A 13,848-nucleotide genomic window follows, 5' to 3' on the forward strand; every position below is an offset into this window, starting at 1 on the left:
AATTGAACTCACATAACGATAGTCTCGACCAGTTGAAACGTGCCGCCATGCTGCGCCTGCTCAAGCAGCGCGGCGCCACGCGGACCGTCGATACCACCTCGGACGACATGGTTGCCGTGGACCGCGAAGGTCCGTTGGCGCTGTCGTTCGCCCAGCAACGCCTGTGGTTCCTCGATCAGCTGGACCCGACGGCCAGCGCCGCCTACCACATGCCGGCGGCACTGGTGCTGCGCGGCAGCCTTGACCACAACGCACTGAAGGCCGCCCTCGATCAACTGGTGGCCCGCCATGAAAGCCTGCGCACCACCTTCCGCCGTGACGGCGAGCAGCCGGTGCAAATCATCGCGCCGGCCAACTGCGGCTTCAGCCTGGCGGAGCACGATCTGCGCCACCTGTCCGTCGAGCTGGCGGCAGAACAGGCCGCCCAGTTGAGCGAACGCGAAGCCACGACGCCCTTCGACCTGCTGAGCGGGCCGCTGATCCGTGGCAGCCTGCTGCGCCTGGCCGACGATGAACACCGCCTGCTGATCACCCAGCACCACATCATCTCCGACGGCTGGTCCATCGGGGTGCTGGTCAAGGAGTTCGCCGCGCTGTACCAGGCCTTCAGCACCGGCCAGGCCGATCCCCTGCCGGCCCTGGCCCTGCAATACGCCGACTACGCGGCCTGGCAACGCCGGCACCTGGAAGGCGAACGCCTGAGCCAGCACGTCGAGTTCTGGCGCAGTCACCTGGCCGGCGCCCCGGCCTTGCTTGCGTTGCCCACCGACCGGCCACGTCCGGCGGTGCAGAGCTACCGTGGCGAGACCCTGAGCTTCGATTTGCCCGTGGCCCTGTCCGCGGCCATCACCCGCTTCGCCCAGTCCCGTGCCGCGACCCCGTTCATGACCCTGATGGCCGCCTGGGCGGTCCTGCTGGGCCGGATCAGTGGCCAGCAGGACGTGGTGATCGGCACCGTGACCGCCAACCGCGACCGCCAGGACGTGCAGGCGTTGATCGGTTTCTTCGTCAACACCCTGGCCCTGCGGGTGCGCCTGGACGCCAACCCGACCCTCGACCAGGTGCTGCAACAGGTCAAGGAACTGCTGCTGGAGTCCGCCAGCCGCCAGGACACCCCGTTCGAGCAAGTGGTCGAGGCCCTCAAGCCACCTCGCAGCGCCAGCTACAGTCCGGTGTTCCAGACCATGCTCTACACCAACGCCGGCGGTGCCGGCGGGCAGTTGCAATTGCCGGGATTGAACCTGGAGTTCCTGCCGTCGCACAAGGACAACACCCAGCACGACCTGTCGTTACATATCGACGAAGGCGGCGCGAGCCTGTCCTGCAGCCTGTCGTATTCCACCGCCCTGTTCGACGCCAGTACCGTCGAACGCCTGGCGGCGCGCTTCGAACGCCTGCTGCAGTGCTTCACCGAAGCCCCGCAAACCCGACTCGGCGCCCTGGAATTGGACGCCGCCCTGGCGCTACCCGAGGTCAGCGCGCTGGTGCCAGTCCCGGCACGGCTGCCGCTGTCTTATCACCAGGAACGGGTCTGGTTCGTCGACACCTTCGAAACCGGCTACCTGTACGAGGCCAACCCGGTCTATCACAACGTCGCGCTGCTGCTGGAGATCTTCGGCGAACTGCAGGTCCCGGCCCTGCAAACCGCCCTCGACGGGCTGCTGGCCCGCCACGCCATCCTGCGCTGCCGGGTGCATTCCGACGGTGCCAGCGCCTGGCAGAGCTTTGACGGCCCGGCGAGCCTGGTGCTGGAACAGCTCCAGGGTGCTCCGGGCAACCTGACGGCCCTGGCCCTGGCCGAAACCCGCCGTCCCCTGGACATGAACGGCGGCAGCCTGGTGCGTGCCAGCCTGATTCGCGCGGACGAGAAAAACGCCGTGCTGGCCCTGGCCGTGCACCACTTGCTGGCCGACCGCACGTCGATGCAATTGATCAAGCGCGACCTGCTGGCCCTCTATGAAGCCGCCTGCGCCGAGCGCGAAGCCACGCTGCCGGCGCTGTCCCTGGGTTACGGCGACTTCGCCGCCTGGCAGCGCCAGTTGCCGGCCGCCGTGCGCGAAAACCTGCGGGCCTACTGGAGCTATCAACTGCGCGGCAAGCTGCAAGCTCTGGAGCTGCCACTCAACCGCCCACGGGCGGCGGTGCATGTCTTCAGCGAAGCCACCCATGAGTTCGTTATCGAGGCGGCGCTGGTCAAGCGCCTCGGCGAGCTGGCCCGGGAAGTCGGCGTCAGTACCGACAGCCTGGCGCTGAGCGCCTTCACCGCCCTGCTGCGGCGCTATGCCGGGCACGACGAGTTGGTCATCGGCACTACGGCAGCCTGCCGCGAACCGGCCCTGCAAGACGTGGTCGGCCCGCTGGACAACCTGCTGGTGATCCGCGGTACCTGCGACAGCGACACCACTCTGCAAACCCTGCTGGAACAGACCGCCGGCACCCTGGCCGATGCGCGCCGCCATCGCCACATGCAGTTCGACCAGTTGGTACTGGCCCTCAATCCGGCCAAGGACATGAGCCGCACCGCGCTGTTCGACGTGCTGTTCAACTTCCAGCAGGTCAGTGACAGCCGCACCTTGATCGCCGGGCTTGCGGTCAACAGCCTGGAAACCAACCTGGGCTACGGCAAGAACGACCTGCACCTGTTGATCAGTGCCGGCGAGCAACACTGGAATGGTCACCTGGCCTACAACGCCGACTTCTTCGACCCTGAATTTATCCAGCAACTGATGCGTCACTACGTGCGCCTGTTGCAGGCCTTTGTCGACACCCCGCAACAGCGTGTCGACGACGTCGCCCTGCTGGATGCGGCCGAGCGCCAGCGGCAGGTCCTCGACTTCAACAATACCGAAGCCGCCTGGCCCGACAGCCTGACCCTGCACCAGATCTTCGAGGAACAGGCGCGCCTGACCCCGGACAACATTGCCGTCAACCTCGGCGAGGAACACCTGAGCTATCGCCAACTCAACGAACAGGCCAACCGCCTGGCCCACAGTCTGCGCGACGCGGGCGTGCAACCGCAGGAACTGGTGGCCATTGCCCTGGAGCGCTCGCTGGCGATGATCATCGCCACCCTGGCGGTGCTCAAGGCCGGCGCCGCCTATGTGCCGATCGATCCCGCTTCGCCGGCTGAACGTATCGCCTATGTGTTGCGCGACAGCGGTGCCAGCAAGGCCATCGCCGGCCAGGACATCAGCCCCGCGCTGCTGGCGCTCGGCATTGAAGTCTTCGCGCCCGAATCGATCCATGCGGCGCCCCACAACGCCCGGTATTCGGCCAACCTGCCCAACCTCAACGCCCCGGATCATCTCTGCTATGTGATCTACACCTCGGGATCCACCGGCGAACCCAAGGGTGCGCTGCTGGAACACCGCAACGTCGTGCGGCTGATGCACAACAATCGCTCGGAATTCGCCTTCAACGCCGAGGATGTCTGGTCGCTGTTCCACTCCAACGCCTTCGACTTCTCGGTCTGGGAGATGTACGGCGCCCTGCTCCATGGTGGCCGCCTGACCCTGGTCCCCGAAGCCCTGCGCCGCGATCCGGCGGAGCTGCTGGGTTTCCTCGAACGCGAACAGGTGACGGTGCTCAACCAGACCCCGTCGGCCTTCCTGCAGCTCAGCGGCGCCGCCCTGGCCCGCAGCGATGTGCGCCTGGAACACCTGCGTTATGTGATCTTCGGCGGTGAAAGCCTGGAGCTGGGCAAGCTCGACGCCTTCCATCAAGCCTTCGCCCATGTGGCGCTGGTAAACATGTACGGCATCACCGAAACCTGCGTGCACGTGACCTACAAGGCCATCGCGGCGGCGGATATCGCTGCCGGTATCTCCAATGTCGGCCGACCGATCCCGACCACCGTGGCCTATGTCCTCGACGCCCAGCAGCGCCTGCTGCCCATCGGCGTGGCCGGGGAAATCTGTGTCGGCGGCCTGGGGGTCGGTCGCGGTTACCTGAACCGTGAGCAGCTGACCGCCGAACGTTTTATCGCCGACCCGCTGCGTCCCGGTGAGCGCCTGTATCGCTCCGGGGACCTGGGCAAGTTGCTGGACAACGGCGAGATCATTCACCTGGGTCGGATGGACGCCCAGGTGAAGATTCGCGGTTTCCGTATCGAGCTGGGGGAAATCGAGGCCAAGCTGCTGGCCTGTGACGGCGTGCGCGAAGCCCGGGTCCTGGCTCGCGATGACGTGGGCCAGGGCAAGCGCCTGATCGCCTACCTGATCGCCAAGCCGTCGGTCCGCCTGGAAATCGCGGCCTTGCGCAAACAACTGGGCGCCACCCTGCCCGACTATATGATCCCCAGCGCCTTTGTCAGCCTGGCGGCCTATCCGCTGACCGGCAACGGCAAGCTGGACCAGGACGCGCTGCCGGCGCCGGACCTGGATGCCATGTCCGAGCGCGGCTACACCGCACCGCAAGGCGCCACCGAACTGGCCCTGGCGCAGATATTCCAGGAACTGCTGGGCCTGGAACGCGTGGGCCGGCATGACGGCTTCTTCGAACTCGGCGGCCACTCCCTGCTGGCCGCGCAACTGGTTTCCCGGGTACGTCAGCAACTGGGCGGCGAGATGATGCTGCGCCAGCTGTTCAGCCACCCGACCGTGGCCGAACTGGCGCGGGTGGTCGGCGGCCTGCAAGCGACCGAAACCGACAGCATCGAGCCGGTCGAGCGTAGCGCGCCCTTGGCGCTGTCGTTCTCCCAGCAACGCCTGTGGTTCCTCGACCAGCTCGATCCCGGCGCCAGCAGTGCCTATCACATGCCGATGTCGCTGCTGTTGCGCGGCAATCTCGACCACGTCGCACTCAAGGCCGCCCTCGACCGCCTGGTGGCGCGTCACGAAAGCCTGCGCACCACCTTCGAACGCCACGGCGAACAGCCGGTGCAGATTATCGCCCCGGCGGACTGCGGTTTCGCCCTGGCCGAGCAGGACTTGCGCACGCTGTCCTACGAGCAGGCCAGCCTCAGCGCCTCGCGCATTGGCAACAGCGAAGCCACGGCGCCCTTCGACCTGCGCCAGGGTCCGCTGATTCGCGGGCGCCTGCTGCGCCTGGCGGATGACGAACACATCCTGCTGATCACCCAGCACCACATCATCTCCGACGGTTGGTCGGTGGGGGTGCTGGTCAAGGAGTTCGCCGCCCTTTACCAAGCCTTCAACCAGCAGCAGGAAGACCCGCTGCCGATCCTGTCGATCCAGTATGCCGACTACGCGGCGTGGCAGCGCCGCACCTTCACCGGCGAGCGCCTGGCCGAACAGGCCGAGTTCTGGCGTGGGCACCTGGGCGGCGCCCCGGCGCTGCTGTCCCTGCCCACCGACCGGCCACGCCCCGCAGTGCAGAGCTACCGTGGCGGCGACGTACCGGTACAGATCGATGCCGCGCTGTACCAACGCCTGGAGCGCTTCTGCCAGGCCCACAACATCACCCTGTTCATGGGCCTGCTCAGTGCCTGGTCAGTGCTGATGGCGCGCCTGGGCAACGAGCGCGACGTGGTGATCGGCGTACCGACCGCCAACCGCGGCCGGACCGAAACCGAAAACCTGATCGGTTTCTTCGTCAACACCCTGGCCCTGCGCGTCGACCTCGGGCAGGACCCGAGCGTGGCGCAACTGCTGGAGCAGGTCCGCCAGACCACCCTGGCGGCCCACGAACACCAGGACATTCCGTTCGAGCAAGTGATCGAGGCCTTGCAGCCGCCACGCTCCCTGAGCCACAACCCGTTGTGCCAGGTCGCCCTGTCGCTGGACAATACCCCGGCTGGCGTCGAACTGAGCCTGCCGGGCCTGAGCCTGGTGCCCGTGGCCCAGGCCCATGAAACCGCGCAATTCGACCTGATGCTGACCCTCGGCAGCAGCAACGGTACCCTGGCCGGGGTGATCGAGTACGCCAGCGACCTGTTCGACCGCGCCACCGTCGAGCGCTTCGCCCAGCACTTCCAGATCCTGCTGGAAGCGATGATCGAAGATGTTGCGCAACCGGTACTCGGCCTGCCATTGCTCACCCCCGCGCAACGCCAGGCCTCGCCAGCGCTTCTGCCGCCGAAAGCGACGTTCGCTGTCGAGCAACTGATTCACCAGCGTTTCGAAACCCAGGCGGCCCATCACCCGCAGCGCACCGCCCTGGTGTTCGGCGAACAGACCCTGACTTACCAGGCCCTCAACCGCCGCGCCAACGGCATTGCCCGCGCCCTGCTCGCCCAGGGGGTGCGCCCGGATGATCGGGTGGCGATCCTCTCCCTGCGCGGCGTCGACATGCTCTGCGCAGTGCTGGCCGTGCTCAAGGCCGGTGCCGCCTACGTGCCGCTGGACCCGGCCTACCCGGCCGAACGCCTCGCCTACCTGCTGGACGACAGCGCACCGGTGGCGTTGCTCGCACAGACGGCCTGCCTCGATGCCCTGCTGGCGCATAACGTGCCGGTGCTGAAACTCGACGAGTTGAACCGCGAAGACGCCGCCGCTGACAGCAACCTGGACCTCAACCCGCAGGCCGACGAACTGGGCCTGGCGCCGCAGCACCTGGCCTATGTCATCTACACCTCGGGCTCCACCGGTTTGCCCAAGGGCGTGCTGGTGGAGCACGGCAATGTCGCGCGGCTGTTCGACACCACCGCCGAGTTGTTCGACTTCGACCACAGCGACACCTGGACGCTGTTCCACTCCTTCGCCTTCGACTTCTCGGTCTGGGAAATCTGGGGCGCCCTGAGTTACGGCGGCAAGCTGGTGATCGTGCCGAGTGACGTGGCCCGTTCGCCGGATGACTTCTATGCCCTGGTCTGCCAGCAGCAGGTCAGCGTGCTGAACCAGACGCCGAGCGCCTTCCGCCAGTTTATCGAGGCGCGCGGCCGCAGCGAGGCAGAACACAGCCTGCGCGAAGTCATCTTCGGCGGCGAGGCCCTGGACTTTCGCAGCCTGCGGCCGTGGACCGCGAGTACCCCGCTGTCGCGCACCCGCCTGGTGAACATGTACGGCATCACCGAGATCACCGTGCACGCCACCTACTACCCGGTCAGCCAGGCCGAGATCGACACCGCCGCACCGAGCCTGATCGGCCCGGCGCTGCCGGACCTGTGCCTGCGCATCCTCGATGACTACCAGCAACCGGTGCCGGTGGGCGTCAATGGAGAGATCTATATCGGTGGCGCCGGGGTCGCCCGGCATTACCTGAACCGTGACGCGCTGAACGCCGAACGCTTTATCGCCGACCCTTACTCCGATGTGCCGGGTGCCCGCCTGTATCGCACCGGCGACGTCGCCCGTTACCGCACCGATGGCGGCGTGGTCTACGTCGGCCGCAACGACTCGCAGATCAAGATCCGCGGTTTCCGTATCGAACTGGGTGAAATCGAGGCGCAACTGCTGGCCTGTGCCGAAGTCCGCGAAGCCCTGGTGATCGTCCGTGAGGACCAACCCGGCGACAAACGCCTGGTGGCCTACCTGATCGCCGAAGACGGCAGCGCTCCCGAGTCCTCTGCCCTGCGCGGCCAACTGGCCGGCGTGCTGGCCGAACATATGCTGCCGAGCGCCTTCGTGACCCTCGCGGCCTGGCCGTTGACCACCAACGGCAAGCTCGACCGTACGGCCCTGCCGGCACCGGACCTGTCCGCCGCCGTCAGCCGCCACTACGAAGCACCGCTGGGGGCGATCGAAACCACCCTGGCCTCTGCCTGGCAGGAATTGCTCGGCGTTGAGCGGGTCGGTCGCCAGGATCACTTCTTCGAACTCGGCGGTCACTCCTTCCTGGTGATCAGCCTGATCGAACGCTTGCGCCAGGCCGGTCTGCAACTGGATGTGCGCACCGTGTTCTCGGCGCCAACCCTGCAGGCCATGGCCACCGTCCTCGCCGGCGGCAGCCGTGCCGAACGGGTGGTCCCGGCCAACCTGATCCCGGCCGATTGCACCACCCTGACCCCGCAGATGCTGCCGCTGGTGACGCTGAGCCCGCAGGAGATCGAACAAATCGTCTCTGATGTTCCGGGCGGCGCCGCCAACGTGCAGGACATCTACCCGCTGTCGTCCTTGCAGGAAGGCATCCTCTTCCACCACCTGTTGCAGTCCGAAGGCGACGCCTACCTGATGCGCACCGTGGTGACCTTTACCACTCGCACGCTGCTGGACAACTTCCTCGCCGCCGTGCAGGTGGTGATCAACCGCCATGACATCCTGCGCACCGCCCTGCGCTGGCACGGCCTGCCGCAACCGGTGCAGGTGGTTCATCGCCGGGCCCAACTGCCGGTGATCAACCTGGAGACAGCACCCGGTGAAGACGCCCTGGAGACGTTACGCCAGCGTACCGACACCCATCATCTGCGCCTGGATCTGCAACAGGCACCGCTGATCGCCGCGCATATCACCTACGATGCCCGGCGCGAACAGTGGCTGCTGGCATTGCTCGACCACCACCTGGTCAGCGACAACGTCACCTTGCGCCTGATCATGCTGGAGATCCAGGCGGTGCTGGCCGGCCAGGCCGACAGCCTGCCGCCGTCGCAGCCCTACCGCAATTTCATCGCCCAGGCCGCCAGCGTTTCCCAAGCCGAGCATGAGGCCTACTTCCGCCGCCTGCTGGCCGATGTCGATGCCACCACCGCGCCTTATGGCGTGCTCGATGTTCGCGGCAACGGCGCCGGGATCCAGCGTGCGGTGCAGCACTTGAGCGAAGATCTCAGTGCCCGGGTCTATCGCACCGCGCGCGCCCAGGGCGTACCGACCTCGGTGCTGTTCCATGCGGCCTGGGGCCTGGTGGTCGCGGCCACCAGCGGGCGCGACGACGGGATCTTCGGTACCGTGTTGTCCGGGCGCTCCCAGGGCACCACCGGTGCCGACCATGCGCTGGGAATGTTCATCAACACCCTGCCGATGCGTATTCGCCTGCAACACCACAGCGTGGGCGATATCGTCCAGGACGCCTACCAGCAGCTCAGTGAACTCCTTACCCACGAGCAGGCGCCGTTGGCCCTGGCCCAGCGTTGCAGTGCGGTGGATGCGTCGTTGCCGTTGTTCACGGTGATCCTCAACTGCCGTCACGGCGACCTGGTGAATGCCTCCGGGGAGAACGTCGAGGACATGGGCGAGCATGAAGGTATCCACTTCATCGCCTCTGAAACCCGCACCAACTACCCGATCGAGATTGCCGTAGCGAACGTGGCCAGCGGTTTCTCCCTGACCGCGCAATCCATCAGTGGTATCGACCCCCACTGTATCGCCGCCTATCTTGGCCAGGCCGTTGCCGAGCTGGTCGAGGCGCTTGAGCAAGACCCGGCACGTCTGGCCAGCAGCCTGGACGTCGTGCCCGAAGCCGAGCGGCAACTGCTGCTCAACAGCTTCAACAACACCGCTACCGCGTTTGCGCCGGCAGAGCCGATCCATGCCCTGTTCGAAAGCCAGGTCCGTGCCAATCCCGACGCCGTGGCCCTGGTCTGCGAAGACCGGCAACTGAGCTATCGCCAGCTCAACCGCCGCGCCAACCATCTGGCCCGGCAACTGCTGGCCCTCGGTGTACGGCCGGACGAACGCGTGGCCATCTGCGCCGAACGCAGCCTGGACATGATTGTCGGTCTGCTGGGTGTGCTCAAGGCCGGTGCGGCCTATGTGCCTATCGACCCGGCCCACCCGGCCGACCGCATGGCCTTCATGTTGCAGGACAGCCAACCACGCGCTCTGCTAACTCAAACAGCCCTCACCCTGCCGGCTGGCGACACGCCGCTGTTGCTGCTCGATACCGCCGAGTCGCTACGTGCCGCTGACGATGAGGCTTTCGATGCCAACCCGACGGTTCCAGGCCTGACGCCGGAAAACCTGGCCTATGTCATCTACACCTCCGGTTCCACCGGCCAGTCCAAGGGCGTGATGGTCGAGCACCGTTCGGTGTTCAACTTCTGGAACGTGCTGACCCGCACCACCCACCAGCATTGCCCGACGCCAGCTACCGTGGCCCTTAACGCCGGGTTCTTCTTCGACATGTCGATCAAGGGCATCTCGCAGCTGTTCTCCGGCCACAAGCTGGTGATCATCCCGCAACTGATCCGCGCCAGTGGCGGCGAGCTGCTGGACTTCCTTGAACAGCACCGGGTGCATGCCTTCGACTCGACCCCGTCGCAGCTCGATACCCTGCTCTCCGCCGGCCTGCTGGAACGCAGCAGCTACCAGCCGATCAGCGTGCTGCTGGGTGGCGAAGCGATCAACGCCAGCACCTGGGAAAAGCTGCGCAACTGCCCGACCATCCGCTTCTACAACATGTACGGCCCGACCGAATGCACGGTCGACGCCACCATCGACCTGATCCGTGACCTCGGTGAAAAACCGAGCATCGGCCGGCCGATTGCCAATGTCCAGGTGTATGTCCTCGATACCCGTGGCGAACCTGCACCGCTGGGCGTGGCCGGGGAAATCCATATCGGCGGTGCCGGTGTGGCCCGTGGTTACCTCAATCGCGACGAACTGAGCGCGGAACGTTTTATCGCCGACCGTTTCTCCGACGCCCCGCATGCCCGCCTCTACAAAACTGGTGACCTTGGCCGCTGGCTGGCCGACGGCACCCTGGAGTACCTGGGCCGTAACGACTTCCAGGTGAAGATCCGCGGTTTCCGTATCGAGCTGGGTGAAATCGAAAACGCCCTGCTGGCCGTCCCGGGTCTGCGCGAAGCGATCGTCATCTCCCGCGACGACAGCCAGGGTGATTCGGAGAACCAGCGCCTGGTCGCCTATGTCTGTGGCGAGCCGGTTCCGGCCGAACACCTGCGCAGCGAGCTGCTCAAGCACCTGCCCGAGTACATGGTGCCGAGCGCCTTCGTCCATCTGGACGCCCTGCCGCTGACCGCCAACGGCAAGCTCGACCGCCGTGCCCTGCCCGCCCCCGGCCAGGACGCCCTGGCCAGCAAGGCCTACGAGGCGCCGCAAGGCGATACCGAACTGGCCATCGCCGAGATCTGGAAAGGCTTGCTGCACCTGGATCAGGTCGGGCGCAACGACGGTTTCCTCGAACTGGGCGGCCATTCGCTGCTGGCCGTGCAGTTGCTCTCGCGGCTGCGGCGCAAGCTCGGCGCGCGAATCACCCTGCGCGAGCTGTTCGACGCACCGACCGTGCGGGGCCTGGCCTCACTGGTCAACGCCTCGGCACCGAGCGAAGCGCAATCGATTCCCCTGGCCAACCGCTCGGGCCGCCTGCCGTTGTCGTTCTCCCAGCAACGCCTGTGGTTCCTCGATCACCTGGATCACGCCGCCGGCGCCGCCTACCACTTGCCGACGGCATTGCGCCTGACCGGCACGCTGGACAAGGCCGCCTTGCACGCCACCCTGGATCGCCTGGTGGCACGCCACGAAACCCTGCGCACACGCTTTGAACTGGTGGACGGCGAACCGCTGCAGAAAATCGCTCCGGCCGATACCCGCTTCCCGCTGGCACAAGAGGACCTGCGCGAATTGCCGAGTGATGAACGCGCGGCGACCCTGGCCCGCCTCGGTCAGGACAGTGCGACACAGTTGTTCGACCTGAGCCAGGGGCCATTGCTGCGTGGTTTGCTGCTGCAAATGGCCGACGAAGAGCACGTGCTGTTGATCACCCTGCATCACATCGTCTCCGACGGCTGGTCCAACAGTGTCCTGGCCCATGAGGTGAGCGTGCTGTACACCGCGTTCAGCCAAGGCCAAAAGGACCCGTTGCCGGCCCTGGCCCTGCAATACGTGGACTACGCCGCCTGGCAGCGCCAGTCCCTCGACGGACCGGCGCTGCAAGCCCAGGTCGACTTCTGGCGCCAGCATCTGGAAGGTGCGCCGAGCCTGCTGAACCTGCCACTGGATCGTCCGCGTCCGGCCATCCAGAGTTATGCCGGTGGGATCGTCAACTGCGCCTTCTCGCCGACCTTGAGCGCCGACCTGCGCGCCTTCAGCCAGGCCCAGGGCAGCACGCTGTTCATGGTCCTGCTGGCCGGCTGGTCGGTGCTGATGAGTCATCTGAGTGGCCAGAACGATGTGGTGGTCGGTACCCCGGTGGCCAACCGTCAACGTCCGGAACTGGAGCCGTTGATCGGTTTCTTCGCCAACACCCTGGCGCTGCGCGTTGCCGGCGGAGCCGACACCCGTGTCGCCGAGCTGCTCGTGCGGATCAAGGACCTGACACTGGCGGCCTACAGCCATCAGGACCTGCCGTTCGAGCAGGTGGTCAGTGCCTTGCAGCCGACCCGCAGCATGAGCCATAGCCCATTGTTCCAGGTGATGCTGAGCCTGGACAACACCCCGCCGGCACCGCTGCAACTGCCCGGCCTGCAGGTCGAGTCCCTGGACAGCGCGCACCGCACCACTCAGTTCGACCTGTCGTTATCGCTGGTGGACACCGCCGATCACATCGGCGGCAGCCTGCAATACGCCAGCGACCTGTTCGACACCGCGACGGTGGAGGCCATCGCCGGGCTGTTTGCCAAGGTCCTGGAAAACCTGGTGGCCGGCGCGCAGCAGACGATCGGCCAGGTGCTGGAGAACACCCCGACACTACCGCGTGCGGCCCATGCCGAGGCAGTCCCCGCCGCCGTTGAAGCACAGCCGTCCGAGGCTCTGCCTTACGAAGCGCCCCAGGGCGATACCGAAATCGCCATCGCCAACCTCTGGAAGGACCTGTTCAAGCTGGAGAACGTCAGCCGGCATGACGACTTCTTCAGCCTCGGCGGTATTTCGCTGATGGCGGTGCAAATGGCCTCGCGCTTGCGCAAGGTGCTCGGCAAGCCGATTGCCGTGCGCGATCTGTTCGTCGAACCGACCATCGCCGGTTTCGCCCGGACCCTGGACGGCCAGACGCGCCCCGGTCAGCACAGCAATCTGGTGCCGGTACGCCGTACCGGCTCGCAACGGCCGCTGTTCCTGGTCCACCCCCTGGGCGGCGAAGTGCAATATGTCCGCGACCTGGCCCCGGTGCTCGACCCACAGGTGCCGCTCTACGGCCTGGCCGCCAGTGGCCTGGTCGCCGGCGAAACACCCTTGTTCGAAGTGCCGGCCATGGCCGCGCGTTACCTGGCGGCGATTCGCCAGATCCAGCCGCAAGGGCCTTACCGCCTCGCCGGCTGGTCGGCCGGCGGCCTGATCGCCTATGAAATGGCCCGTCAGCTGCAAGCCGGCGGCGAGCAGTTGGAGTTCCTCGGCATCATCGACGCCTCGGCCCGCCCTGAACAGGCCGCGCCGGAGTCCTTGAGCGAAGGGCAATTCCTGATGGCCTGGCTGCCCGGGCAGGTCGACCCGGATGTGCGCCGACAACTGACCGAGCTGGCCCAAGAAGAAGCCATCGAGGCGATGCTGGCCCTGTGCATGAGCCACCGGCTGCTGCCGGAGGAGCTGCCCCAGGACGTCGATGCCGGCTTGTTGCGCAGCCACCTCGCGGTGGCCTATGCGACGCGCCTGGCCGTCGGCGCCTATGTCAGCCCGGCCATCCCGCTCAAGGTCACGCTGTTTACCGCCAGCGGGCAGGAACGCAGCGACCCGCTGCTGGGCTGGGGGGCGTTGCTCGGGACCCCGCCAAGCGTCACAGCGCTGCCCGGAACCCACAACACACTGGTCAAGGCCCCTTATGTCAGCGCGCTGGGGCAGGCGATTTCCCAGGCGTTGAAGACGGGGGCCCAGTCATGAAACGGATGGAGAAGCGCGTTTCATTCTCAAAAATGTCAGCGTCAGCTAAACAGCGCCGGACCGGAGGCGTAGGATGTCCCTGTTTTCCACTACAGACTTTTCCTACTTAACTGAGCTTAATTATCACTACTGACTGAATCGTTTTTGTGAAGGGATTCACGGGTGATACCTGAACTTCCAGGTATCAAGGCTAGAAATGGTTTGAGCGTCCCGGGGAGGCGGACGGACTTCGTACTCCCCGACG

1 protein-coding gene is annotated in these 13,848 nt (G+C 66.1%); it reads left to right on the forward strand.

The genetic code is table 11. From position 1 onward, the window contains the following. The first annotated feature begins 2 nt into the window (after positions 1-2). Entirely contained in the window at positions 3-13,604 is a 13,602-nt protein-coding gene (locus M5C71_RS03210) for a non-ribosomal peptide synthetase (RefSeq protein ID WP_248767175.1), read from the forward strand. The last annotated feature ends 244 nt before the right edge of the window (positions 13,605-13,848 follow it).

The organism is Pseudomonas sp. MWU12-2345, assembly GCF_023242385.1.
Taxonomy (GTDB): domain Bacteria; phylum Pseudomonadota; class Gammaproteobacteria; order Pseudomonadales; family Pseudomonadaceae; genus Aquipseudomonas; species Aquipseudomonas gingeri_D.